The organism is Bartonella sp. CM120XJJH (assembly GCF_042194715.1).
Lineage (GTDB): Bacteria > Pseudomonadota > Alphaproteobacteria > Rhizobiales > Rhizobiaceae > Bartonella.
In genome coordinates, this window is record NZ_JBHINE010000001.1 from 157,104 (window position 1) to 184,100 (window position 26,997).

Here is a 26,997-nt window from a genome sequence, read left to right on the forward strand (position 1 = left end):
AGGTATATATTAGGAGTTCTTATGTCACAATACAATCCCACAACAGCGGATTTTGAAGCCCTTTTAACAGAATCTTTTCAAACTAATGATCTTAATGAAGGATCTGTTGTTAAAGGTCGTGTTATTGCAATCGAAAAAGACATGGCCATTATTGATGCTGGTCTTAAAGTCGAAGGACGTATTCCTCTCAAAGAATTTGGAGCTAAAGCAAAAGACGGTTCTTTGCAAGTTGGCGATGAAGTTGAGGTTTACATTGAACGCATTGAAAATGCGATGGGTGAAGCTGTTTTATCGCGCGAAAAAGCACGACGCGAAGAAAGTTGGGTCCGTTTGGAGGAAAAATTCAATGCTGGTGCACGCGTTGATGGAGTGATCTTTAGCCAAGTAAAAGGTGGTTTTACAGTCGATCTTGATGGTGCCGTTGCTTTCTTGCCGCGCAGCCAAGTTGATATTCGTCCCATTCGTGATGTTTCACCTCTCATGCATAATTCACAGTCCTTTGAAATTTTGAAGATGGATCGTCGTCGTGGTAATATTGTGGTTTCACGTCGTACTGTTTTAGAAGAAAGTCGCGCCGAGCAACGTTCAGAAATTGTACAAAATCTTGAAGAAAACCAAATCGTTGAAGGTGTGGTGAAAAATATCACAGATTATGGTGCCTTTGTTGATCTTGGTGGGATTGATGGTCTCTTGCACGTTACAGATATGGCATGGCGGCGTGTTAATCACCCATCTGAAGTACTCACAATTGGTCAAACGATTAAAGTTCAGATTATTCGCATTAATCAAGATACGCACCGTATTTCTCTTGGAATGAAACAGCTTGAAAGTGATCCTTGGGAAAGCATCAGTGTTCGGTATCCGATTGGTAAAAAAATTACGGGTGCTGTTACCAACATTACTGATTACGGTGGTTTTGTTGAAATTGAGCCAGGAATTGAAGGGCTGATCCATGTTTCTGAGATGAGCTGGACGAAGAAAAATGTTCACCCTGGAAAAATTCTGTCTACATCACAAGAAGTAGAAGTGGTGGTTCTTGAGATTGATCCTTCTAAACGGCGTATTTCTCTTGGCTTAAAGCAAACATTTGAAAATCCATGGGAAGCTTTTGCCAATAAATTTCCTGTCAATTCGCAAATTGAAGGAGAGGTTAAAAATAAAACAGAATTTGGTCTGTTTATTGGGCTTGAAGGCGATGTTGACGGTATGGTTCATTTGTCTGATCTTGATTGGAACCGTCCTGGTGAACAAGTTATTGATACTTACAATAAAGGCGATATCGTTAAAGCTGTGGTCCTTGATGTTGACATTGAAAAAGAGCGCATTTCCCTTGGAATTAAGCAGCTTTCCAGTGATAAAGTTGGAGAAGCAGCTGCTTCTGGCGAATTGCGAAAAGGTGCTGTTGTAACATGCGAAGTGATTGCTGTTAACGACAATGACATTAGTGTGAAATTGATTGACCACAACCTTGAGACAACCATTCGACGTGCTGATCTCGCGCGTGATCGTGATGAGCAACGTCCTGAGCGTTTCGCAATTGGGCAAAAGGTTGATGCTCGCATTACAGCATTTGATAAAAAAACACGTAAAATTTCAGTATCGATTAAAGCTTTAGAAATTGCAGAGGAAAAAGAAGCTGTTGCACAATATGGTTCTACAGACTCAGGTGCTTCTCTTGGTGATATTCTTGGTGCAGCTTTGAAAAAACAAGAACAAGATTAATCATCAATCACTAAAGTTTACGGTGTTATTAAGGTCACTCATTTTAGGGTGACCTTTTTATTTTCTAAAAAATTGTCTGCTTATTTTCTAATTATTGGCGTCAAAAATTATAAATGCTTGCAAATAAAAACAAAAAGTTTGTTTTTTGTCTGTCAACGGTTCACTATTCAGATAAAATGCTTACAATTTAAATAAAAAACGATGTAATTAGATAACAATGGGACATTATGACGTGCATAATACCTTTCATAAAGTGCTTTTTTTCTCAAAAAGAGAAAAAAGACTATTTTATTAATACGAATTTTCCTCTTCGTGCAATTTATAAGGTACAGGAAGATCTTTATAACTTAGGGCATGATATAGCTTCTGGTAAAGAAATTTTACTCCCTGAATATGACGGAGTAGAAGATTTTCGCAAGAGATTGAATGAAAATGCTAAACTTATTCTTCATGCCTTTCATATCAGTGATTTTGCTGCCCGAAATGATGAAATCATCGCACCGTCTGCTCAATGGCTCATTGATAATCATTACACCATTGATAAAACCATACAAAAGCTACGTCGTAATCTGCCCAAGTCATTCATAAAGCAACTTCCTCTTTCTACATACAAAGCGGGAATACCACGAATTTTTGCTTTAACTTGGCTTTATATTGCGCATACCGATAGCAGCTTTTCACAAGAAACACTCACTGCTATAACCAACGGATTTCAAGAAGTTTGTGCGCTCACAATTGGTGAATTGTGGGCTCTTCCTTCTGTTATGCAAATGCTGCTCATTGAAAATGTCCGTCGTCTTTCAGTCCGTATCGAAAAAGCGCGACATATGCGCCATCTTGCTCGTCAAGTGGCTGATAAAATTTCTCTTGTAGAAAATAAAACAAATCTACACTCTCTTTTTACGCAGTATAAACCATTTACTGTTGATCCAACTTTTTCAGCACATTTATTCTATCGTCTGCGCAGTGCATCTGTCGATTCAACCCTAGCATTAAATTGGCTTGAAAAGCAATTGAAAAGCCAAGGCAGTAGCTTAGAGATTGCAACAGCTGATGAACATACCAGACAAGCAGCAGATGGTGTGACCATGGGAAATATTATCCGTGCTCTTAAAGCTATAGATGATGTTGATTGGACAGCATGGTTTGAAACAGTGAGTTGTGTCGATTCTATTTTGCGTAAAAATAGTGATTTTTCTGAAATTGATTCTCACTCACGCAATATTTATCGACAAGTCATTGAAAAAGTTTCACGCTTTTCGCTTCTTAGTGAGCTGGAAATTGCACATAAAGTTGTAGAAATGGCAAATTCCACTTCTAAAGATATGCCTCATCATTCTTGTGTGGGGTGGTATCTTGTTGATGATGGTCGTGGCATATTTGAAAAGGCTTGTGGATATATCCCGCCCTTTCTCATAAAATGGACACGCGCTTCCTGTTGCTCAAAATTGAGAGTCATCGCCATTCCTGTCTCTTTTCTGACGCTCGCTCTTTTGCTTGTAATTTACGCCCTTTTACAAATATCTGGCATGACACAATGGCTGTCTTTTTGCTTTACTGTATTGGCGCTTTTTCCTTCTATCGATGCTGCTTTTGCTTTATTTAACACTGTTGTTTCGTGGTTTGTCCCATCAAGACAACTCATTGGCTATGAATATAAAGAAGGTATTCCAAAACATGCACGGACAATGGTTGTTGTACCTACTTTGATGACATCACGCGATGATATTGATGAGCAAGTGCGCAATCTTGAAGTGCACTATCTTTCCAATCCTAAAGGTGCCATTCATTTTGCACTCATTACAGATTGGGTGGATGCTCCATTGAGAGAAACGCAAGATGATCTTGATTTATTGCACTATGCGCAAAAGAGTATTGATAAACTCAATAGTCGGTATCATCGTGATGAACTTCCTCTTTTTTTCCTTTTACATCGCCGACGCCTTTATAATGAAAGCGAAAAATGTTGGATGGGATGGGAACGAAAGCGAGGAAAACTTCATGAACTCAATCGACTCTTAAGAGGCGATAAAAACACAAGCTTTTATCCTCCCAATCCACATCTTCCTATGGATTGCCGTTTTGTTATGACGCTGGATTGTGATACACGTCTTACTCCAGAGAGCGTCGCGAAACTTGTTGGAAAGCTTAATCATCCACTCAATCATCCTGTTTTTGATCCACAAAGTGGAAAGGTTGTAAAGGGCTATAGCATTTTACAACCACGCATTATTCCTTCGCTTACAACAGGAAAAAAAACATCAATTCTCCAACGGGTTTTTTCTATCAACCGTGGCATTGATCCTTATGTTTTTGCTGTTTCTGATACTTATCAAGATCTTTTAGGAGAAGGCACCTTTATCGGTAAGGGTCTTTATAATATTGATGCATTTGAACAAGCGCTTGATGGCAAAATTAAAGAAAATACTATTCTTAGTCATGATCTCTTAGAAGGAGGTTATGCTCGTACTGCTCTGGTAAGTAGCATAGAAGTCATCGAAGATTATCCAACTGCTTATAATATTGATGTTATGCGTTATCATCGTTGGGTCCGCGGTGATTGGCAGCTTTTGCCTTATCTTTTTTCCCACCGTCAAATAAGTTCCGTGACGTGTTGGAAAATGCTGGATAATTTACGTCGTTCTCTCACTCCACTTATGTGGTTAATCGCATCACTTGCAGGATGGGCTTTTTTGTCTTTAAAGAGTGCAATCGTTTGGCAAATATTCTTGTTGGTTAGCTCCTTCATTTCACCCATTCTATGTGTATTAAAAACGCTTGTCTCATCCAATATAGATCATTCTTTGCGGGGACATTTTCAATTAATTTGGAACAAAACTGCTCTTACAAGCGCTGATATATTTCTTAAAACGACGTTTCTTGCTCATTCGGCGTATTTTATGACCGATGCGATTATTCGTACACTCTATCGTATGATGATTTCAAAACAGCATCTTCTTGAATGGAAAACTTCTGCCGCAACAAAATCAATGCCCAACAGTTTGCTTTTCTATGTTTTTACAATGGCACCAGCATCGCTTATTGGTGTCCTTACTATAGCACTCCCTCTTTTTTCTGATAGTTTTGCAAGCTTGATTGCTTTGCCTTTTGGGATAGCATGGTTTTTTTCACCCTTCATTGCTTGGATTGTGAGTCAACCTTCAACCTTTCAAGATAGCCTTCATCTTTCTTCAAAAGATGAAAAAAAACTCCGCTCTATTGCACGGCGGACATGGCTTTATTATGCAACTTTTGTCAATGCACAAAACAACTATTTGCCTCCCGATAATTTTCAAGAAGATCCTGAACCTCTTGTTGCTCAACGTACATCTCCTACGAATATTGGCGTTTATCTCCTTTCTATTATTGCAGCACGTGATTTTGGCTGGATTGGTTTTGAAGAGACTATTACCCGCATTGAATGTACATTACGCTCTCTTACAAAAATGGAAAAGTTCCGTGGTCATCTCTATAATTGGTATGAAACGGATACGCTCAGGCCTCTTTTACCTACTTATGTATCAACTGTTGATTCAGGAAATCTTGCTGGTCATTTGATAACACTCTCTTCTGCCTTAAGTGAATGGGCTGAAAAACCGCATCTTTTTTTTCAAATTGATCGAGAAGGCTTATCAGATGTTCTTACTATTCTTGAAGAAACTGTCAGAGAAATTCCAGATTATCAACCTAGGTTACGCTCTTTACGCCAAAAAATCGAAGAAAACATCACTCGTTTTCATGACTCTGTCTTCACTTTTGCAGAACAAGAAAATACGCTCCCTTCTCACATCATAGATCTTTCACTTGTAGCCCACGATATTGTGCGCTTAGTCGGTGAACTTGACCATGAAATTCAAACGATAGAATCTGCGCGTGCGCTTTCTTGGGCTAAATGCCTTATCGATACCTGTAACGCTTATCATCATGATGAGACTGCTCATTGTGATCCTGAAAAATTACATACAAAACTAAACAGACTGGCTATAGTGGCACGGCAAATAGCCTTTGATATGAAATTTGATTTTTTAGAACAGCCTAACCGGCATCTCTTATCTATTGGATATCGTGTTCAAGAAAACAAACTCGATGAAAATTGTTATGATCTACTTGCTTCAGAAGCACGTCTTGCAAGCTTTTTTTCCATCGCAAAAGGAGATATAAAACTTAAACATTGGTTTCGTCTTGGTCGACTCCTCGTCCCCATAGGTTGGAAAGGTGCGCTCCTATCATGGTCTGGATCGATGTTCGAATATCTGATGCCATCTCTCGTAATGCATGAACCTTTAGGATCTCTCCTAGATCAAACAAATCGATTGATTATTCGTTGTCAAATACAATATGCCCATAAACGGGAATTGCCATGGGGCATTTCAGAAGCCGCATTTAATGCTCGCGATCATTTAATGAATTACCAATACGCTCATTTTGGTGTTCCAAACCTCGGACTCCAACGTGGTCTTTCACGCAATGCTGTCATTGCTCCCTATGCCAGCCTTCTAGCGGCACAATATGCTCCTGCTTGCGCTGTCGCTAATTTAAAACGACTCCGTGATCTTGGAGCTTTAGGAACATATGGTTATTATGACTCTGTCGATTTTACCCCTTCACGCGTGAAAACAGGGGAAAAATACGCTGTTGTACGCAATTATTATGCGCACCATCATGGCATGTCGATCCTTGCTCTTAACAATGTTATTTTTCAAGGACGAATGCGTGATCGTTTTCACCGTGACCCCGTTATTGAAGCAACGCAACTGCTGTTACAGGAAAGAGCGCCTCATCTTATTCCTATTATTCATACCAAAGCTGTTAATCGTATGCGCAATAAGTCTCAAGCATTTGACGCTGCCCCTTTGCGCATTATTACAAATCCGTTGCTCAAACCACGAGCAACCTTACTCTTGTCTAATGGATTTTATTCTACCATGTTAACAGCGAATGGTTCTGGTTACAGCCGTTGGCACGATTATGCGATTACGCGCTTTATTCCTGATGCAACAGAAGATCAACAAGGTACTTTATTCTTCTTACGCGATACGCATAGTGGACGGTGGTGGTCTGTTACTGGTGAGCCAACACGTGTTATTGAAGAAGAAGCTGTCAGCATTTTTACAGATGAAAAGGCTGAATATACAAAAATGGTTGATGGTATAAAATCAACACTTGAATGTCTTATTACATCTGAAGGATGTGGCGAAGGTAGACGTATTCAACTGATGAATACGACAAATAAAGAGCGTCTCATTGAAGTGACTTCTTATGGTGAATTAGCGCTTGCCACAATGGGCACAGACCAAGCTCATCCTGTTTTTTCCCGTATGTTTATAGAGACAGAAATTGCTGAAGAAGGTAAAACAATTTTTGCCAAAAGGCGTAAACGCTCACCTAGTGATCCTGAAATATATGTTGCCCATTTTGTCTCCAGTACAACAGATACTCTCCGAGAGACAGAAGCTGAAACGGATCGCTCTCTGTTTATTGGGCGGGGGCGATCCATTCATCGGCCTGTTGCATTTGACCAAAATGCTCGTTTCAGTAACAGTCAAGGTTGCGTTCTTGATCCTGTTATGTCATTGCGATGCCGTATAAAAATTCCAGCCCATGAAAAAGCAGAACTTATTTTTTGGACTTTTGCTGCTCATACAAAAGAAGCGCTAAATAATCATATTAAACATTATCGACAACCTGATATGTTTCAAAAAGAACTTTCAATGGCATGGACGCGCTCACAAGTCGCACTGTATCAGAGCGGAACTGAGCTTAAAGAAGCTATTGTCTATCAAAAATATGCAACACCACTTATTTATCCAGAACGAACGTGGCGTCTTCCTTCTGAAATATTAGCAAAAACGCTAGGAAAACAGTCTGATCTTTGGCCCATGTCTATCTCAGGAGACAATCCACTCTGTCTTCTTAGGTTAAATAACGAGGGAAATATAACCGTACTGCGCGAGCTCCTTAAAGCACACGAATATTGGCGTATGCGTGGACTCATTGTTGATTTGGTCATTCTTAACGAACAAACATTTTCCTATATACAAAATACACAACGCGCTCTTGAGTGGGTCTGTGAATCTTATTATCACCACACGCAAAAAGCAGATGAACGCCAACATATTTTCATGCTTCGACGCGATCAAATGAGTGAACAGAGTTTTAAAACGCTTCTTGCATCAGCGCGCATCGTTCTTGATGCCCAAAATGGCTCTTTATCTGAACAACTTAAAAGACTTGATGAGAATAATTTTAATCTCACAATTCGTAAAAATTATCAAGAATCTTATGATCAATTAGATTTGCCAAGATATAACGAAGGAAAGCAATTTACAACACAAACTGAACAAAATCTTTTTTCTTCCATTGGTCTTATTAGTCAACAAAAATCCTCCTCTTTTCTCCCAAATGGAGAAGATCTAAGATATTGGAATGGTTATGGCGGTTTTAATCAGCACAATCATTATATAATACGTCTACATGGACGTACCACACCGCATCCGTGGATTAATGTCATTGCTAATCACAGATTTGGTTTTCATGTCTCTGCTGAAGGTGCAATTTTTACTTGGGTTAACAATAGCCGCGATTATCAACTAACTCCTTGGGCGAATGATCCAACGTCTAACCGGCCAGGAGAAGCTCTTTATCTGGTTGATCGCCAGTCTTTAAAACGTTTTTCACCCGTTTCTGCTGTAGAATGTGATGAAAATATTGTCTATGAAGCTTGTCATGGTTTTGGATTTTCAACTTTTAAATCGACACATTCAGAAATTGCGTTAGAACTGACTCATACAGTCGATCCCGAAAAACCTATTCGCTTTTCACGTCTTACCCTCACGAATGAAGGGGAAAAGCCACGTAGTTTACGCCTTTATAATTATGTTGAATGGGTTTTAGGAAATGTCCGTACAAAATATGCCCCTTTTATTGTTTCCTCTTATGAGGCCAGATGGGGTGCACATTTTATTCAAAATCCCTATAACATCGAGAAATCTCAACAAGTTACATTTTTATCAGCATCCGAAATGCCAACCAGCACCACGACCAATCGCGCTGAATTTATTGGTGCAATGGGAACCGTAACGCATCCAACTGCGATCCGTAAAGCCGATGCTCTTTCGAATACCATTGAAGCAGGATGTGATCCTTGTTCAGCATTCGCCTATGATATTGATCTTCAACCAGGGCAAACAAAAGAAATCATCTTCTATCTTGGCAGTGCTGAAAACAGACAAGAAGCTGAAAAATTACTCAATCAAGTGCGTGCAAGTGATTTTGAAATTCTGCTCACAAAACAAAAACAGCAATGGAGTGATTTTGTTTCTCCTTTCCAAGTCAAAACACCTGACGCTTCTTTTAATCTTATGGTCAACCATTGGCTTCCTTATCAAATCTACGCATGCCGCATCATGGCACGCGCAGGCTTTTATCAAGCGAGTGGTGCATTTGGTTTTCGTGATCAGTTACAAGATAGCTTGTCTTTGTTATTGCTGGAACCACAATTAGCACGTGAACAATTGTTAAATGCAGCAGCGCACCAATTTCTTGAAGGTGATGTGCAACATTGGTGGTTGCCTGACACAAATGCTGGTGTTCGTACGCGTATTTCTGATGATATCGTTTGGTTTGCATATGCAACAGCTCTTTATGTTAATACCACTGGCGATGATGACTTTCTTGATACGCTCATTCCTTTTATTGAAGGTGATGTTCTCAAAAGTGAGCAACAGGATGCTTATTTTCAACCTATCCAATCCTCAAAGGGTGCAACAGTTTATGAACATTGTGCTTTAGCTTTAGACCTTGCCATTAAACGCTGCGGACCACATGGTCTCCCTCTTATTTTAGGTGGGGATTGGAATGATGGCATGAATTTGGTAGGTGTGGAAGGAAAAGGCGAAAGCATTTGGTTAGGATGGTTTCTTGGGTACACATTACAAGCTTTTATCTCTTTAGCAAAAAAACGTGGTGACAATAGCCATATGCAAATATGGAGTACGTACCTTGAACATTTAACAAAATCCCTAGAAGAAAACGGTTGGGATGGTGCTTGGTATCGACGTGGTTATTTTGATGATGGAAGACCTCTTGGCTCTAAAATCAATGATGAATGTCAAATCGATACCATTGCTCAATCTTGGGCTGTCATTTCTCAAATGGCATCGCCTGAACGTCAAAAACAAGCGATGAAATCAATGTTGGAACATCTCTATGATAAAAAAGGCGGACTCATTCGCCTTTTTTGGCCACCGTTTGATAAAAGTACACTCGAGCCTGGTTATATAAAAGGTTATCCTCCAGGAATCCGAGAAAATGGTGGTCAATACACGCATGGTGCCATTTGGAGTATTTTTGCGTTGGCTGAAATGGAACAAAACGATAAAGCTTATGCTTTATTTTCTATGATAAACCCAATTACTCATGGACAAGATCCTGAAATTTATCGTGTTGAACCTTATGTGATGTCCGCAGATATTTATTCTGTTGAACCACGGTGTGGTCAAGGCGGTTGGACTTGGTATACAGGTTCAGCCGGTTGGTTTTACCGCGCCGCAACACAAGCTATTCTTGGAATACAGCGTCAGGGAGATCTGTTGTTTTTACAACCACATTTACCCTCTATTTGGCCAAAATATGAAGCAACAATGAAGTTTTATGATGCCGTTTATAGCATTAAAGTAAAATGGGGACCTAAAAATATGCTCCATGTTAATGGCAAAGAATATACCGAAGTTCATACAGGGATAAAGTTACAAAAAACAGGTCAGCATGAAATTATACGTATTGTCAAATCTTAGAGATGAAAGATGAAAAAAGAGAGAAGACTTTTTATTCTTGCTCAAAACTGTATAGTTGCTATATTGCACCGCCTATATTAGCCGTGTTGGTGCATAATATTTTAGATTTTATGAAACTGAAAGAAAAAGGTTATGAATCATCCGGATATTGCTAGACGTGTTTACAATCACACTTGGAAACTTGATCCCATTATTCGCTCACTTCTTGATACGGATTTTTATAAGCTTCTTATGGTGCAGATGATTTGGGGGTTATATCCTAATGTTAATGTTACTTTTTCCCTCATAAATCGCTCTAAAACAATACGTCTTGCCGATGATATTGATGAGAGTGAATTACGTGCTCAACTTGATCATGCTCTTAGTTTGCGCTTTACAAAAAAAGAAATGATCTGGCTTGCTGGTAATACATTTTATGGACGCAAACAAATTTTTGAACCGGATTTTCTTCAGTGGCTTGAGAGTTTTCAACTCCCAGAATATGAACTAACCCGTAAAGATGGCCAGTATATTCTTCATTTTTATGGTTCGTGGGCTCATAGCTCTATGTGGGAAATTCCAGCCCTTGCTATTATAAGTGAATTACGTTCACGTGCTGCTCTCAAAAAACTAGATCGTTTTGCTCTTGATGTACTTTATGCGCGTGCTAAAGCAAAAATGTGGAGTAAAGTTGAACGTCTCAAAAAATTGCCTGATATTAAAATATCTGACTTTGGGACAAGGCGCCGCCATTCTTTTTTATGGCAGCGCTGGTGTGTGGAAGCATTAAAAGAAGGCATTGGTAATTCTTTTACTGGAACTTCTAATGTTCTTCTTGCCATGGATACGGATTTAGAAGCTCTTGGAACCAATGCACACGAATTGCCCATGGTTATTGCGGCTCTCAGCAACAACGATGATGAATTACGCAGAGCTCCATATCAAGTCTTGCAAGATTGGAACCGTTATTATGGTGGAAATCTTCTCATTGTTTTACCTGATACCTTTGGTACAGAAGCATTTTTACGCAATGCACCAGATTGGGTCGCTGATTGGACGGGTTTCAGACCCGATAGTGCGCCCCCTATTGAAGGTGGCGAGCGCATTATTCAATGGTGGAAAGAAAAAGGAAAAGATCCACGCAAAAAACTTTTAATTTTTTCTGATGCTCTTGATGTCAATACAATTGAAAAAACCTATCATCATTTCCATGGTAGAGTGCGCATGAGTTTTGGATGGGGCACGGATCTTACCAATGATTTTACAGGCTGTGCACCTCAGGAAATCGAAACTCTTGATGCTCTTTCCCTTGTTTGTAAAGCCACACATGCCAATGGTCGACCAGCCGTAAAACTTTCAGATAATCCTGAAAAAACGATTGGTGATCCAAAAGAAGTACAACGTTATCTCAATTTTTTTGGTAATAAAAAGAGAATTGCTAGACCTATAAAGACATAGTTCCGGTTCTTTAAAACAAGTGTATTGAATCATCATATTGTTTATAAGATTGATTTTTATCCTGCCCTAAGAATGAGGGTTCTTAACCTTTGCTGGTCTGTAAATAGTTTGGCTGTTTTTTGAGCAGATTCTACTTGGTCTACCACGCATACGCTTCACTTACATAAGGATCGATAAATAAGACTTAAAAATATTCACTACGCATTAAAAAATACTTAACGTGCTGGGCAGTTTAACCAAGGAGGCTTTCTTATATCATTGTCATAAATAACGGTGTTATACGGCATAACAAGATACTATCATTTTGCATGTTGAATGAGCGTGCGCGAATATCATAAGTTTCTCTCATTTCAACCCTGTTAAATAAAGCACATTCGTCTCCTTACATATATGAAGGTTTTCAAGTTTTAAGGGCTATTGTTGTAATTTGACAGTAGGTTTGGTACTAAGTGGGAAGAGGTGGGATTAAGTATGAATACGTGGTAATTTGTTGTTTTTATGTACAATTGTTACCATTAAATGTGCGTTTTATCAAAATAGATTTTGACACCTCAAATTACAAAAATTACCGAAAATTAGAAAAAAGTGCGTTTCCATAGTAAAAATGAGAAAAGGTTTTGCAAACCCTTTGAGAACATCTTTAAACTCTTTGAAAAAAAATAAATTGGTACAAAATCTAGTGTCAAAATATACAAAACAAGATGACAAGCTACAATTGTAACATTAGGAATTACTAAGGCAACATTGGAGGATGACAAATAGCATGGTGACTGTCGGTGTGCATTTTTCAAGGCAAGGATGATGGTGCTCAAATAGACTTTATACATTTTACAGGAGATTTTACTTTATCCATGAATGGTCTGCTACCATGAAATGAGTAAAGCGTTGAGAAATGTTTCATTAAAATAAATGTGTAAATAACATGTTTTAGGAGCCCTTTTGTTTTACGTGAGGAGCATGACCTCATTAAAAAACAGAGAATGCAATAATATTTTTATTTCGAATAAGCTTTATACAAAGACAGAGAATTTATTTATTCGCATATTATAATAAGAATGCGTGTATGCATAAAACCATTTGAAAAACTCTGTTGTTTCTTATGAATTATTCTTAAGCTAAGAACAGATGTAACATTAAAGATTGATATAATAGACCGTCTGCTTAACTGTATAAGTATAAAAATGATGGTGTTTAGTAAGCTTTGTACTATATCCTCATTAAGAGATATAAAAACAAACGAAATGTCTTTTTAGAAAGAAGTGGCTATCATATCAATGACTTTTCAATGATGTATATATAGAGATTCATACAAACATGCCTTACAAAAAGAATGACTCTCTTCCATGAATGTGGTTTATCATTGTTTACCAAGTGAGAACATTTTGAGTGTTCGTAAACAGTCTTCTTTGTTCATAAAAATTATTTCACAAACATATTATTAATTAATTGCTTTCAAAAAGCTCGCTATTTCATATGCATTTTGGATATGGAGAGCTTATAATCACAACTTAAAAGTCCGCATAGTTTTTACAAATAAGTCGAAGCTAAAAAGAGTATCTCATAAAGCCTTTTTTATCATTATGAAGATGGACGTGTTCCAATATAAACGGCAATCAGCAATAATATAACCGCAATAAGTAAGGAAATCCATAAAGGAGGGTGTACCATTACGAAAAAAGATAAAAATCCTCCTGTCATACTCATCATTGCAACAACTTTAACAAATGGAGAGATTGCTTTTTTTTCTTCCCATCGCTTAATAGGAGGACCAAAAATACGATGATTATTCAACCATTGATGAAAACGTGGAGAAGAATGCGTAAAACACCATGAGGCAACCAACAAAAAAGGCACGGTTGGCATAATAGGTAATACTACACCGATAATACCTAATATAACCATTATCCACCCTGCTATATAATAGCAGATACGTAAAGGGTGCGATATCTTAAAATCTTTTTTCATTTTCTCGTACTATTTTCCTCTACGCAAAATCCTATACAAAAACATTGTATCTGTTTTTTTGTTTACATGTCTGAGTGAACAATTACACTCTACCCCTTCATGCGTAAGCGTCTTTTCTGTTATAAGTTCCTTGAAAATATCGAATAGCTTACGCAATATGATAATTATTTTAAATGATTTCAAGAAAAGAGAAGAGATTTTAGAAAAACAAAAAAATAAAAAGGCTGCAGAAAAAATCAATGCAGCCTCTTAATTAAGAATGCAGCATTGGGGGGGGGAGAAAATGTACTGCATTCACCTGCTAGATATTAGGAGGAAAAATAACCTAGCACCCCGAACTCTAATTAAAATAAAGATGAGAAACAATATATAAAAATGCATGGCTGATATGCATGAATTTTAACATTTTCAAGTTTCTTGAACTGTGCTTCGACGAAAGAAAATCATCATGAAAATAGCCATAAAAATCAACGTCAAGATCAACACAATTGTAGAAGCAGAATCAGAGCCGATAAATAAGCTGAGATAAATCCCTAAAAAACCAGAAAAAGCTGCAACAAGTATCGCGATCATTAACATAAAAGAAAACCGCTTTGTAACAAGATAGGCAATTGCTCCTGGTGCTATCAGTAAAGAAATAACGAGCACGATACCTACAGCTTTCAAAGCCGCAACAATTGTAAGAGAAATCATCGTTAGAAGGGTATAGTGGAGTAGAGATATTGGTAACCCCATTGCACGTCCTTGAACTGTGTCAAAAATATACAGCATAAAGTCACGCCATTTTGCTGCTAAAATAAAAGTGACAATAGCAGAAATGATCGCCGTCTGCGTTATGTCAAGCCAATTAACACCCAAGAGATTACCAAATAGAATATGATTCAAATCTAAGCTACTATAAATAGACGTGGCTAAAACAAGCCCCAAGCCAAACATCGAAGAAAAGACCACACCCATTACCGTGTCTTGTTTGATACGGCTATTGCTCCCTAAAAAACCCGTTAATAGTGCACACACCATTCCTGCAACAAAAGCACCGCAAGTAATCAAAGTCATTGTAATATTCTCTGGACGCATATGCTGAAACCAAGCAAATGGCAAAGAAGTTAAAAATGCGATTACCCATGGTGTTGTCATATAACCAACAACAACACCTGGAAAAACTGCATGAGAAATAGCATCGCCTAACAGCGCCCATCCTTTCAAAATAAGAAAACAGGAAAGCATTGCCATGGGAATAGAAAGAATCATGACAATAAGCATACCCTTAAGCATAAAAGAAAACTGAAACGGAAGCAGTAATTGATCAATCATGATAATATTACACCCTTTTTTGCCGCATTTATGCGTAAGCGCGCAGCAATATACCCATGTTTAGGAGCAAAAATAAAAGCCAAAACAAATAAAGATGCTTGAAAAAGCACAACAACCCCACCTGTTTGTGCATTTAAAAAATAACTCACATAAACACCCAAGACACTTGTGAATGTTCCAATTACAACTGCAATAACCAAGATGTTCACGAAACGATCACTTAAAAGATAGGCTGTTGCTCCAGGTGTCACAACAAGACAAATGACTAAGAACGCTCCAACGGTTTGCATAGCAGCAACAGTACAAGCGGCAAGCAATGTGAAAAAGAGAATCTTTAAAAACTTTACGTTTAATCCAATGGCATGCGCATGCGTTTCATCAAATAACGAAACAAGAAGATCTTTCCATTTCAAAAGCAATATAAGCAATGAAACAAAGCCAATAAAAGCCAATTGTAGAATATCTGATGAACTGACGGCTAATATATTTCCCAAAACAATCGTATCAATATTAACAGCCATTGGTTTTAATGATTTGAGAAACAGCCCAAAGGCAAAAAAGGAAGAAAAAATGAGCCCAATAATGGTATCTTCTTTAAGCTTTGTCCGGTGGTTAAAAAAGAGCATTGCTGCTGCTGCAAGACCACCGGAAAAAAAAGCACCGAGTGAAAAAGGTAACCCTAAAAGGTAAGCTCCTGCTACACCAGGAACAATCGAATGGGAAAGTGCATCACCAATCAATGACCAACCTTTTAACATCAAAAAAGCCGAAAGAAAGGCACAAACACACCCAACCAACCCAGAAACCCACATTGCATTCACCATATATTGATAGCTCAGTGGCTCAAGCAACCAAGAAATCATGCAACGTGCTCCACTCTTTCAATATCTTCACAAACTGCAGACTGCTTTCTTCCCATGAAAACATCATTTTTTTTTGTACTTTGAAGATCAAAAATATGGTGGTGTAAAGATCCTCCAAAAGTTTTCTCCAAATTTTCCTTTGTAAAGATTTTTTCTGTTAACCCGGAAGCTAAAACGGTCCCTTTTATTAAAACTGTATGATCACAAAATTCGCGAACAGAACCCAAATTGTGCGTTGAAACCAAGATTACTGCTCCTTCTTTACGAAGATCTTGTAACAAAGCAATGATTTTATCTTCTGTTGTAACGTCAACCCCTGTAAACGGCTCATCTAATAAAATCGCTTTTGCTTTCTGTGCAAGAGCGCGCGCTAGGAAAACACGCTTTTTTTGTCCACCAGAAAGTTCTCCAATTTGGCGCTTGGCAAAAGCCAACATATCAACGCGTTCTAAGGCAATACGAACGGCTTCATAATCTTGTGTACGGGCATAGCGAAAGAAATTCATATGACCGTACCGCCCCATCAATACAACATCTTCAACCAAGACAGGAAAATTCCAATCAACATCTTCACTTTGAGGAACATAAGCAATAAGATTTTTTTTCAAAGCTATATCAACGGGCAAATCAAACATGCGAATTTTTCCCTTTGAGGGGCGTACAAACCCCATAATCGCTTTAAATAATGTTGACTTACCGGATCCATTAACTCCAACCAATGCCGTAATAGAACCCTTTGGACTTTCAAAATTCACTTCGCGTAAAGCTGTATGTCCATTACGATACGTTACCGTTACTCCTTGGGCAAATATTCCACATTCCGTCATTGGCTTTTTACTCCCTCTAATAAAGCATTGCTAATACGCCCACTCGTGACACGTAATAAATCAATATAAGTGGGTACTTCACCATTTTTCTCACTTAAAGAATCAACATAAAGAACACCACCGTATTTAGCCCCTGTTTCTCTGGCAACTTGCTTAGCAGGAGCAGGGGAAATAGTGCTTTCAGAAAAAACAGCATGAATATTGTATTTTCGAACCATATCAATAACATGCTTGACCTGCTGTGGTGTTCCTTGTTGGTCAGCATTGATGGGCCATAAATAAAGTTCTTTTAGATCAAAATCACGCGCCAAATAGCTAAAAGCCCCCTCACTGGTCACAAGCCAACGTTTATCTTGCGGTACGGCTTCTAATTCAGCCCTAATTGGATCAATCGTTGCACGAATTTTCTGTTTATAAATTTCAGCGTTCTCTTTATAAATAGCAGCATGTTCAGGATCATATTTTACAAAAGCATCGCGAATATTATCAACGTAAATCAAAGCAGAGGTTGGTGACATCCACGCATGAGGATTGGGTTTACCGCTAAAGGGGCCATCACCAATTTTAATGGGTACAACACCTTTTGAAACAACAACACTTGGAACATCCTTGATATTTTGAAAAAACTTTTCAAACCAAAGCTCTAACTCTAATCCATTCCACAATACAAGGTTCGCTCCCTGAGCACGCATAAGATCGCGTGGGGTGGGTTGATATTCATGAATTTCCGCACCTGGTTTTGTAATGGATTCAACATCAGCGGCATCACCTGCTACATTGCGTGCCATATCAGCAATGATAGTGAATGTCGTAACAGCTTTAAATTTACCAGCACACAAAGCAAAATTGGGTGTGAAAAAAATAACACTTCCAAAAACTATGCTGAAAAACGTTCTTACGTTCATTGGTTTTCTCTTTCCTTTACATGCCTTCTTTTTATTGCAAATAATTTGCATTACCATTTAGCAATAGCAGTTATCTTTTACATTTGCAATGAAGGATTAAGAGAAAAAATAACTTTTCAAGATGTTTAAAAATAGTTTTTTCATATTGAAAAAATTGATGATTTAGGCAGCTTGTTTTGGTAAGGAGGTCCACTTTCAAGAAGCTCTATAGCTCTTGAATGCCAAGCAAAAAGGGAGCACTCAAAAATGCTCCCACTTCATGTAAAATATATCATAAAAAATGAGAATACTCAGTTGCGCAAATATGCACCTGTCATTTTGGTAACATTATCCACGATCTTTAAGGCAAGCTTTTCTAAATCTTCATCTGTTAGAGTCCGCTCTATGGGCTGAATAGTTACTTCAATCGCAACAGATTTTTTATCTTCACCAAAGCTTAAATCTTCAAAAATATCAAAAACCTGTACAGAATGAATAAGTTTTTTATCGGCTCCACTTGCCGCACGAATAATAAGAGAAGAGGCAACAGTTTTATCCGCTATAAAGGCAAAATCACGCCGCACCATTTGCAAAGGTGAGAGTTTCAAAGGAGGACGGCTTTTGGTCGTTTTTTTCTTTGATTCTGGAATTCGGTCTAGAAAAATTTCAAAGCCGCATAAAGGGCCACTGACATCTAATTTTTCTAATGTAGCAGGATGAAAAACACCAAAAAAACCAAGAATAACCTTTGATCCAAGTTTTATGACACCTGAACGACCAGGATGATACCAATCGGGCGCTCCAACTTCAATCTGCACTTTCCCAACATCTATATTGCATGCCTCTAAAATAGCTAAAGCATCTGCTTTGGCATCAAAAACATCAACGACGGCTGCATTTCCATTCCAAAAACGCCCAGCCCCTTTAAATTGCTCTGTTCCACGACGAATCCCACTAACAACACGGTATTGTTTATCAGGGGTATCGCCCTCATAAATACTGGAAACTTCAAACAAAGCAAGATCGGAAAAACCACGATCAGCATTTCTCTGTGCCGCCATAATCAAACCAGGTAAAAGGGAAGGACGCATCATTGACATATCAGCAGCAATAGGATTAACCAATTTAAGCTCTTCTTGACCTCCTCCAAAAGCAAGAGCTTGATTTTCAGAAATAAAAGACCATGTTACCGCTTCTTTCATACCACGTTGCACTAAAGCCAAACGTGCAGCACGTGAGCGAATTTGTGCGCATGTTAAAGTTTGATCTTTTCCTTCTGTGAAGTTGTCCAAAGGAATAGGTTTAATTTTATCTAACCCATAAATCCTCATGACCTCTTCCACCAAATCGGCTTTACCCATAATATCAGGGCGCCATGATGGTACTTTTACCGTAACGACATCTCCTTTTCCTTCAACGAAAAATCCAAGTTTTGTTAAAATAGAGATGACTTTTTCAGGCTCTATTTCCAAATTTGTTAAACGTTTAATTTCAGAAAAAGGAAAAACGATCTGTTTGATTTCTTGTTGCTGATAGCCAGCGATCCTTTTCTTAGATGCTTCACCACCACAAAGACTTAAGACCAATTCTGTTGCAATCTCAAGCCCTGTTTCCATAAAAGCCGGATCAACACCTCTTTCAAATCGATAACGCGCATCACTGATAAGACCTAACGCTCTTCCTGTTTGTGCAATGCTTTTCGCATCCCAAAGCGCCGATTCAATAATAACACGATGTGTTGTTTCATCACAACTCGTTCTTTCACCGCCCATGATACCGGCAATCGAAACAATCCCATCGTCATCTGCAATGACACAATTCTTAGCGCCCAAACGATAGATTTTTTCGTTCAGTGCTTGAAGCTGTTCTCCTTCACGAGCACAACGTACACACAAATTACCTTTAATTTTATCAGCATCAAAAACATGGAGTGGACGACCAAGGTCAAAACTGATGTAGTTGGTCATATCAACAAGCGCATTAATCGGTCTCAAACCAATTGCATTCAAACGCTGTTGCATCCACTGTGGCGATGCACCATTTTGAACATTGCGAACTTCACGCCAAGCAAAACCTAAACATAATGATGAATCTTGTGAAAAATCTAATGAAACATCGAGAGGTGTTTCAAAGGAAGGTTCAAATTTTGACAAGGATAATTCTTTTAATTTTCCCATTCCGGCGGCAGCAAGATCACGTGCAATACCACGAACACCTGTACAATCAGAGCGATTAGGGGTCAAACCAATATCAATAATCGGATCATCTAAACCAGCATAAGCTGCAAATGAATCTCCAATAGGTGCATCTTCTGGAAGTTCGATAATCCCGTCATGTTCATTTGATAATTCAAGCTCCGCTTGCGAACACATCATCCCAAAACTTTCAACACCGCGTATTTTTCCTACAGATAATGTCACATCGAGTCCTGGAATATAAGTACCTGGTAGTGCCAGAACACCAATAAGACCTGCACACGCATTTGGTGCTCCACAGACAACTTGAACAGGTGTAGAAGTTCCTGTATCGACGGACAGAATCTGGAGTTTATCTGCATCAGGATGTTTTATTGCTGTTAAAACTTTTGCAATCACAAAACCTTTTAAAGAAGACCGATCATCAACGTAATCAACCTCAAGACCTATAGCTGTTAGTTTCTCACAAATTTCATCCAAAGATGCATTTGTCTCTAAGTGATCTTTTAACCACGACAATGTAAATTTCATTTTAAAACCTCACATGAAAGCGATGACTAAGATCACACATTTCTATTAGGAAAAAAAGCAGGCATATCAAAGCAACGAAAGCCATAATGGTCTAACCAACGCAGATCGGCATCAAAAAAAGCTCGTAAATCAGGCATACCGTATTTCAACATGGCAATACGATCAATGCCCATTCCCCAAGCAAAGCCTTGATATTCATCGGGGTCTAAACCAACATTTTTCAATACATGAGGATGCACCATTCCGCATCCTAAAATTTCCAACCAATCCTGTCCTTCTCCGAACTTTACTTCTGAACCAGAACGATCACATTGAATATCCACTTCCATAGATGGTTCGGTAAAAGGAAAAAAAGAGGGACGAAAACGCATTTTTACAGAGGGAACTTCAAAAAATTCTTTACAAAAGGTTTCATGTAACCACATCATATGGGCAATGGTGGAGGTTTTATCAATGACAAGACCTTCTACTTGATGGAACATGGGCGAATGCGTCGCATCCGAATCCATGCGGTAAGTTTTTCCAGGAATAATGATCCGGATCGGTGCTTTTTGTTTTTCTAGTGTGCGAATTTGTACAGGTGATGTATGGGTCCGCAATAATTTTCGTTCTCCCATTTTATCGACATCAAAAAAGAAGGTATCATGCATTTCTCGTGCTGGATGCCCTTCAGGAAAATTCAATGCCGTAAAATTATAATAATCTGTTTCAATATCAGGCCCCTCTGCAAGAGAAAAACCCAACTTCGTATAAATGGCAATAATTTCCTCAATCACCTGTGAGATAGGATGAATGCGTCCCCGTTCTATAGGTGAAGAGCGAACAGGCAAGGTAACATCAACTGTTTCACGAGAAAGCCGAGCATCCATTGCCTGTCTTTTCAGAATATCACGCTTTTGTGCCCATAATTCTAAAATACGATTTTTTAATCCATTAAGAACTGGTCCAACTTTATGACGCTCGCCAGCATCCATTTTTCCTAATTCTTTTAATTTTTCAGAGATACTACCTTTTTTACCCAATGCTGCAATACGCACTTCCTCAAGTGCTTGTTCATCACCTGCTGCCTCTAAGGCTAAACAAATTTCTTGTTCCAGACGCTCAATATCATTCATATTTTTGCCTATTTTTTAATAAAGAAAAACCCGCACTCGCAATAGCCAGCACGGGACCTCGAATAAATGAATGCTTTAAGAGAACACGACTGGCTTATTTGACAGCGCCTTCGAAAGCATTAGGTGTCGTATCTTTTAAATATTCCAAAGCCTTTTTTGCCGAGGCAATTAAAGCAGAAAATGCTTCTGCTTCGTGGATTGCTATATCTGAAAGAACCTTACGATCAACTTCAATACCGGCTTTTGATAAGCCATCAATAAAACGTCCATAAGTTAAACCTTCTGCGCGAACAGCCGCATTAATTCTCTGAATCCACAAAGCACGGAAAGTACGTTTTCTATTTTTGCGATCACGATAAGCGTATTGCTTTGAACGATCAACTGCTGCTTTAGCTGCACGAATGGTATTTTTACGACGACCGTAAAAACCCTCAGCCTGTTTAAGAACTTTTTTGTGCTTAGCGTGTGCTGTCACACCTCTTTTCACACGTGCCATATTATAATCTCCTCAAAATCAAAAGCGTAAGCTTTAAATACCATTCGGCAAATAATGCTGAATGACTTTTTTAGCATCCTGTTCACACAAAACCATTGTTCCACGTGCATCGCGAATAAATTTATTCGAACGCTTAATCATGCCGTGGCGCTTACCGGCAGCTGCTACTTTAATTTTGCCTGACGCAGTGATTTTAAACCGCTTTTTAGCGGATGATTTGGTCTTCATCTTGGGCATTTTGCTACTCCATACATTAATTTATTCAATCAAACATCTTATTCACTCAAGCGGACCAACGCTTGAACAAGCATTTAAACAGCCACGGCATGCCCTGCCGGGCGGTCCTAATAGTGTTTCCATAAGCTAGTATACACAAAATAGCAAGACCGTATTACAAAAAAATCGGCGCTCCATTGCCTTGAAGCTCAACTAAAGGTGCCGGAATAGCATTTGTTTTGATGGCTGCTTTACATAAATCGGCAATAATGCATTGCCCACATTGTACTTTACGTGCTTGGCAAATATAGCGTCCATGTAAAATCAGCCAATGATGCGCATCACGAAGATAATGGATTGGTATAATCTTTAATAATTTTTTCTCAACAATCTCTGGTGTTTTGCCAGGTGCTAAACCAAGACGGTTGCTTAAGCGAAAAATATGTGTATCTACTGCCAATGTAGGCTGACCAAAAGCAACATTCAAAATAACATTAGCCGTTTTGCGCCCCACTCCAGGAAGGGCCATAAGTGCTTCACGCGTATCAGGTACTTGACCGCCATAACAATCAATTAAGCACTTACAAAGTGCATAAACATTGCGTGCTTTTGCTCGCCAAAGACCAATTGAACGGATATGATGTGCTATTTCTTCTTCTCCTAATGCGACCATTTTTTCCGGTTGATCAGCAAGGCGAAATAATTCTTTTGTCGCTTTATTAACGCTTACATCTGTCGCTTGAGCCGAAAGCACAACGGCAACCAAAAGTGTAAAAATATTTGTATAGATAAGATCACTCTTAGGCGCTGGGCGCTGCACAGAAAAACGGCAAAATATTTCTGCAATTTCATTTTCATTATATAATATACCAGATAAATTTCGCACTTTTGACAATTTTATGGTACGTTGAGGCATTGAACTCTCTTATCTCTTGAAGTTATCATTTATGCTCGCCATATGAGAGGAATGCAGCGAACGCTTTTATAGAGTTTGGTCAAGTAAAGCCGTTTTAAAGAGGATACTCATGAATGACACATGTGACACCTTTCTCCAATCCCTTTCTTTTAGGGTTTGAAACCGTAGAAAAAATATTGCAACGTATCGGTAAAGCTGATGAAGCTTACCCAGCCTATAACATTGAACGTTTACATAAAAATGATGACGCAAATCATATCCGGATAACTTTGGCTGTTGCAGGATTTAAGGTTAACCATCTTAATATTTTGCTCGATGATAATCAATTGGTTATTCATGGTAAACAAACAGACAACCAAAATCATCAATATTTATATCGTGGTATAGCTGCGCGACAATTCCAGCGAACCTTTGTTCTCGCGGAAGGGATGCATGTTACAAATGCAGAGTTGAAAAATGGTCTTTTATCAATTAATCTGTATCAACCAAAATTAAAAAAAGAAATAAAACAGATTCCAATTAAAGTCAGTAGTGGTGTGTCATAAAAGTTAAGGCGTAAAGGAACAGTGAAATGGGAGAACATAAACAAAACTTGTCGTTTCAGAACACGTCCCACTCTGATGCGGGACAGATTGCCTATTTAAAAAAAGTTTGTACAGATGATTTGGCTAAAAACTTTCCAGATCTTCCACCAATGACTCCAGGCATTACGATATGGGCTCTCTTTGGTGAAACAGGTTATCCTCTCATTTTATCCGATGAGCGTTCTATTGCCCTTGCTGGAGCCAATGAGCATGAACTACAAATTGTAACTCTGCACTAGATTACCTTACGACAAAAAGTTGTACTCTTTGTAAATTCTATCTGTTTTTTCGTAAAGGGTGTAATGTGAGTTATAATGAGATAAGTATTGACTTATATTCATAATTAATTTTTTACAACTGGAATGAGAGTCCCGAAAATCATAAGGTTCTCTCATTTTAGATCCTCTTATATTAAAACAATTAAAGTCACTTGCTTGTATGTCATAAGCAGGAAGAGCTGTGTGGATAAACACACTTGAAGAAAGGAATAAAAATATCTCGTGTGAATTGTCTTAATTACCAAGGACGTTCACAATATTGGGGGTGAAAAAATGTATAATGGTGTCCGTTTGCTTCTTCATAAGTGTGAAGATGCCCTCCATAGATTTATATTATTCACGGGGACTTTTATACCATTCATAGGCGCTATCGTGAAATGAGCTCGAGCGCATTGAAAGATGTTGCTTTAAAATGAGCCATAAAATGAGTATATGAAGGATGTACCAGTGTATTTTGTTTGGGGTATTCTGGTCTTCCTGAGAGGAGTAACTTCATTGAAGAGTGTAAAAACAAAAGCATGAGATAATGCGTCATCATTATTTAAAAGATATTGCTATGAATGCTTTTGAAAGGTGTAAAGCTGAATTGTAAGGAGATGATAGATTTTTACCATGATGCCTTATATTCTTTCCAAATGAGGCTGTCTTCTTGTTTCAGAAATTACGCAAACAGATAGATGCAATATACTTACCAAATCTTGCATACAAAAATATGGAACAGTTCGTGCCACACTGAAGCGTTTTGATATTTGTCTCAAACGTGGAATTGCACAGGGATTAGATGTTGATTAACAGGTAATAAAAACAAAGGCCTTATGAAAAAGTTTATGCAGAGTTTTTAATTTTGTGCTTCAAATGCCTCAGTACAAGGTATTTTTCTCTTTTGAATATTAAAGCTCTTGTTTTTATAATGAAGTTACAGCACAACAAGCAAAATGGAATTATTTGAGGGGAAAAAAATAATGCCTTCTTACCGTTCAAGAATATCGACCCACGGGCGTAATATGGCAGGAGCCCGCGGACTTTGGCGTGCAACAGGGATGAAAGATACTGATTTTGGTAAACCCATTATTGCGATTGCGAATTCTTTTACACAATTTGTACCAGGACATGTCCATTTAAAAGATCTTGGGCAATTAGTCGCACAACAGATAGCAGTTGTCGGTGGTGTTGCGAAAGAATTTAATACCATTGCTGTAGATGATGGAATCGCGATGGGGCACGATGGAATGCTTTATTCTTTGCCCTCACGTGAAATTATTGCTGATTCTGTAGAGTACATGGTTAATGCACATTGTGCGGATGCACTTGTCTGTATTTCTAATTGTGACAAAATTACGCCTGGTATGTTAATGGCTGCTTTACGGTTGAATATTCCGACAATCTTTGTTTCAGGCGGTCCTATGGAAGCAGGTAAGATTAAATGGAAGGATCAAGATCTAAGGGTTGATTTGGTCGATGCCATGGTTGCAGCAGCTTCAGAACAAAATTCAGAAGAAGAGGTTGCTGAAATGGAGCGTGCTGCTTGTCCTACATGTGGTTCTTGTTCAGGAATGTTTACGGCCAACTCCATGAATTGCTTAACGGAAGCATTGGGGCTTTCGCTTCCCGGAAATGGATCAATGTTAGCAACACATGCAGATCGACGGATGCTTTTTGAAGAAGCTGGAAGACAGATTGTTGCATTGGTTAAACGTTATTATGAACAAGATGATGAAACAGTTTTGCCGCGCTCTATTGCTTCACGCAAGGCTTTTGAAAATGCAATGACCGTTGATATTGCCATGGGGGGATCAACCAATACAGTACTGCACCTTTTAGCCGCGGCGCAAGAAGGTGAGGTGAATTTTACCATGACGGATATTGATCATCTTTCACGCCGTGTTCCTGTTTTATGTAAGGTTGCTCCTGCTGTTTCGAATGTACATATGGAAGATGTTCATCGCGCTGGTGGTATTATGGGGCTTTTAGGGGAACTGGATGCGGCAGGACTCATTGATACGTCAACTTATACGGTTCACGCAAAAACGTTGCAAGAAGCTCTTTACCGTTGGGATGTGAAACAAACTAATGAACCAACAGTTCGTGCATTTTATCGTGCCGCTCCAGGTGGTATTCCAACACAGATAGCTTTTAGCCAATCTTGTCGCTATGAGACTCTTGATCTTGATCGTGAAAAAGGTGTGATTCGTGATAGGGAACATGCATATTCACAAGATGGAGGATTGGCAGTTCTTTATGGAAATCTTGCAAAAGATGGCTGCATTGTAAAAACGGCAGGCGTTGATCAATCAATTTTAACTTTTAAAGGTCCGGCAAGAATTTTTGAAAGCCAAGATTCAGCTGTTTCAGCTATATTAACTGATAAGATTAAAACAGGTGAAATTGTTTTAATCCGTTATGAAGGTCCACGTGGTGGACCTGGAATGCAAGAAATGCTTTATCCAACAAGTTATCTCAAATCTAAAGGATTAGGAAAGGTTTGTGCACTTGTTACAGATGGACGTTTTTCAGGGGGAAGTTCAGGGCTTTCGATAGGACATATTTCACCAGAAGCTGCTGAAGGAGGAGAAATTGCGTTGGTGGAAGAGGGGGATATCATAGAAATTGATATTCCAAATCGTAGAATTCATATGTTGGTAGATGATGTTGAGATGAAGCAGCGCCGTGCTAAGATGGAAGCAAAAGGAAAAGATGCTTGGCAACCGAGTGAGAAGCGTCAGCGTAAAGTTTCAAAGGCTCTCAAAGCCTATGCAGCGATGACCACATCTGCTGCAAAGGGCGCAGTACGTAATATTTTATGAGTTGAATAGGGATAGCACTCTGATTTTTTACATCTTTTGCACGATATTCTAGGCT

At 38.6% G+C, this 26,997-nt stretch carries 16 protein-coding genes; 6 read left to right on the forward strand and 10 right to left on the reverse strand.

What is annotated here, in order from left to right; all coding sequences use genetic code 11:
* The first annotated feature begins 21 nt into the window (after positions 1-21).
* From rpsA to pncB, 3 genes are all read left to right on the forward strand, one after another.
* A complete protein-coding gene (gene rpsA / locus ACFIKU_RS00620; protein ID WP_375641363.1) occupies positions 22-1,722 on the forward strand; it encodes a 30S ribosomal protein S1 in 1,701 nt (566 codons plus the stop codon).
* 227 nt (positions 1,723-1,949) lie between these two features.
* The gene (locus tag ACFIKU_RS00625) at positions 1,950-10,517 is read left to right on the forward strand and encodes a GH36-type glycosyl hydrolase domain-containing protein (protein ID WP_375656380.1); all 8,568 of its coding nucleotides are present in this window, start codon (positions 1,950-1,952) and stop codon (positions 10,515-10,517) included.
* Positions 10,518-10,649: 132 nt separating this feature from the next.
* A complete protein-coding gene (gene pncB, locus ACFIKU_RS00630; protein ID WP_375656381.1) occupies positions 10,650-11,954 on the forward strand; it encodes a nicotinate phosphoribosyltransferase in 1,305 nt (434 codons plus the stop codon).
* A gap of 1,578 nt (positions 11,955-13,532) precedes the next feature.
* Here the strand turns inward: pncB and ACFIKU_RS00635 are convergent.
* The 10 genes from ACFIKU_RS00635 to nth form a co-directional block, all read right to left on the reverse strand.
* The gene (locus ACFIKU_RS00635) at positions 13,533-13,919 is read right to left on the reverse strand and encodes a YbaN family protein (protein WP_375656382.1); all 387 of its coding nucleotides are present in this window, start codon (positions 13,917-13,919) and stop codon (positions 13,533-13,535) included.
* A 408-nt stretch (positions 13,920-14,327) separates the two neighbouring features.
* Entirely contained in the window at positions 14,328-15,233 is a 906-nt protein-coding gene (locus ACFIKU_RS00640) for a metal ABC transporter permease (RefSeq protein ID WP_375656383.1), read from the reverse strand.
* On the reverse strand, positions 15,230-16,096 hold the full coding sequence (locus ACFIKU_RS00645) for a metal ABC transporter permease (RefSeq protein ID WP_273722439.1): 867 nt from the start codon (positions 16,094-16,096) through the stop codon (positions 15,230-15,232). Before ACFIKU_RS00645 ends, ACFIKU_RS00640 begins: the two co-directional genes overlap by 4 nt.
* A complete protein-coding gene (locus ACFIKU_RS00650) occupies positions 16,093-16,923 on the reverse strand; it encodes a manganese/iron ABC transporter ATP-binding protein (RefSeq protein WP_375656384.1) in 831 nt (276 codons plus the stop codon). The genes ACFIKU_RS00645 and ACFIKU_RS00650 overlap by 4 nt, the downstream gene beginning before the upstream one ends.
* On the reverse strand, positions 16,920-17,828 hold the full coding sequence (locus ACFIKU_RS00655) for a metal ABC transporter substrate-binding protein (RefSeq protein WP_375656385.1): 909 nt from the start codon (positions 17,826-17,828) through the stop codon (positions 16,920-16,922). Before ACFIKU_RS00655 ends, ACFIKU_RS00650 begins: the two co-directional genes overlap by 4 nt.
* Positions 17,829-18,118: 290 nt before the next feature.
* A complete protein-coding gene (pheT, locus tag ACFIKU_RS00660; RefSeq protein WP_375656386.1) occupies positions 18,119-20,533 on the reverse strand; it encodes a phenylalanine--tRNA ligase subunit beta in 2,415 nt (804 codons plus the stop codon).
* Between the two features lie 32 nt (positions 20,534-20,565).
* On the reverse strand, positions 20,566-21,648 hold the full coding sequence (gene pheS, locus ACFIKU_RS00665; protein ID WP_375656387.1) for a phenylalanine--tRNA ligase subunit alpha: 1,083 nt from the start codon (positions 21,646-21,648) through the stop codon (positions 20,566-20,568).
* A 94-nt stretch (positions 21,649-21,742) separates the two neighbouring features.
* Positions 21,743-22,144 (reverse strand): 50S ribosomal protein L20, encoded by a 402-nt coding sequence (gene rplT / locus ACFIKU_RS00670; protein ID WP_142416222.1) that lies wholly within the window; start codon positions 22,142-22,144, stop codon positions 21,743-21,745.
* A gap of 33 nt (positions 22,145-22,177) precedes the next feature.
* The gene (rpmI, locus tag ACFIKU_RS00675) at positions 22,178-22,381 is read right to left on the reverse strand and encodes a 50S ribosomal protein L35 (RefSeq protein WP_183193590.1); all 204 of its coding nucleotides are present in this window, start codon (positions 22,379-22,381) and stop codon (positions 22,178-22,180) included.
* A gap of 154 nt (positions 22,382-22,535) precedes the next feature.
* Entirely contained in the window at positions 22,536-23,276 is a 741-nt protein-coding gene (gene nth / locus ACFIKU_RS00680; protein WP_375656388.1) for an endonuclease III, read from the reverse strand.
* Between the two features lie 113 nt (positions 23,277-23,389).
* Here nth and ACFIKU_RS00685 point away from each other — a divergent pair, with 113 nt between their 5' ends.
* The 3 genes from ACFIKU_RS00685 (at position 23,390) to ilvD (ending at position 26,942) form a co-directional block, all read left to right on the forward strand.
* The gene (locus ACFIKU_RS00685; protein ID WP_273722447.1) at positions 23,390-23,821 is read left to right on the forward strand and encodes an Hsp20 family protein; all 432 of its coding nucleotides are present in this window, start codon (positions 23,390-23,392) and stop codon (positions 23,819-23,821) included.
* Between the two features lie 26 nt (positions 23,822-23,847).
* The gene (locus tag ACFIKU_RS00690; RefSeq protein ID WP_273722448.1) at positions 23,848-24,099 is read left to right on the forward strand and encodes a DUF1150 domain-containing protein; all 252 of its coding nucleotides are present in this window, start codon (positions 23,848-23,850) and stop codon (positions 24,097-24,099) included.
* Positions 24,100-25,100: 1,001 nt separating this feature from the next.
* Complete coding sequence (ilvD, locus tag ACFIKU_RS00695; RefSeq protein WP_375656389.1) at positions 25,101-26,942, forward strand: dihydroxy-acid dehydratase; 1,842 nt, start codon at positions 25,101-25,103, stop codon at positions 26,940-26,942.
* Positions 26,943-26,997: the final 55 nt, after the last annotated feature.

Coding starts and splice junctions, on each gene's coding strand:
- rpsA (WP_375641363.1), top strand. CDS start 22: ATGTCACAATACAATCCCACAACAGCGGATTTTGAAGCCCTTTTAACA.
- ACFIKU_RS00625 (WP_375656380.1), top strand. CDS start 1,950: ATGACGTGCATAATACCTTTCATAAAGTGCTTTTTTTCTCAAAAAGAG.
- pncB (WP_375656381.1), top strand. CDS start 10,650: ATGAATCATCCGGATATTGCTAGACGTGTTTACAATCACACTTGGAAA.
- ACFIKU_RS00635 (WP_375656382.1), bottom strand. CDS start 13,919: ATGAAAAAAGATTTTAAGATATCGCACCCTTTACGTATCTGCTATTAT.
- ACFIKU_RS00640 (WP_375656383.1), bottom strand. CDS start 15,233: ATGATTGATCAATTACTGCTTCCGTTTCAGTTTTCTTTTATGCTTAAG.
- ACFIKU_RS00645 (WP_273722439.1), bottom strand. CDS start 16,096: ATGATTTCTTGGTTGCTTGAGCCACTGAGCTATCAATATATGGTGAAT.
- ACFIKU_RS00650 (WP_375656384.1), bottom strand. CDS start 16,923: ATGACGGAATGTGGAATATTTGCCCAAGGAGTAACGGTAACGTATCGT.
- ACFIKU_RS00655 (WP_375656385.1), bottom strand. CDS start 17,828: ATGAACGTAAGAACGTTTTTCAGCATAGTTTTTGGAAGTGTTATTTTT.
- pheT (WP_375656386.1), bottom strand. CDS start 20,533: ATGAAATTTACATTGTCGTGGTTAAAAGATCACTTAGAGACAAATGCA.
- pheS (WP_375656387.1), bottom strand. CDS start 21,648: ATGAATGATATTGAGCGTCTGGAACAAGAAATTTGTTTAGCCTTAGAG.
- rplT (WP_142416222.1), bottom strand. CDS start 22,144: ATGGCACGTGTGAAAAGAGGTGTGACAGCACACGCTAAGCACAAAAAA.
- rpmI (WP_183193590.1), bottom strand. CDS start 22,381: ATGCCCAAGATGAAGACCAAATCATCCGCTAAAAAGCGGTTTAAAATC.
- nth (WP_375656388.1), bottom strand. CDS start 23,276: ATGCCTCAACGTACCATAAAATTGTCAAAAGTGCGAAATTTATCTGGT.
- ACFIKU_RS00685 (WP_273722447.1), top strand. CDS start 23,390: ATGACACATGTGACACCTTTCTCCAATCCCTTTCTTTTAGGGTTTGAA.
- ACFIKU_RS00690 (WP_273722448.1), top strand. CDS start 23,848: ATGGGAGAACATAAACAAAACTTGTCGTTTCAGAACACGTCCCACTCT.
- ilvD (WP_375656389.1), top strand. CDS start 25,101: ATGCCTTCTTACCGTTCAAGAATATCGACCCACGGGCGTAATATGGCA.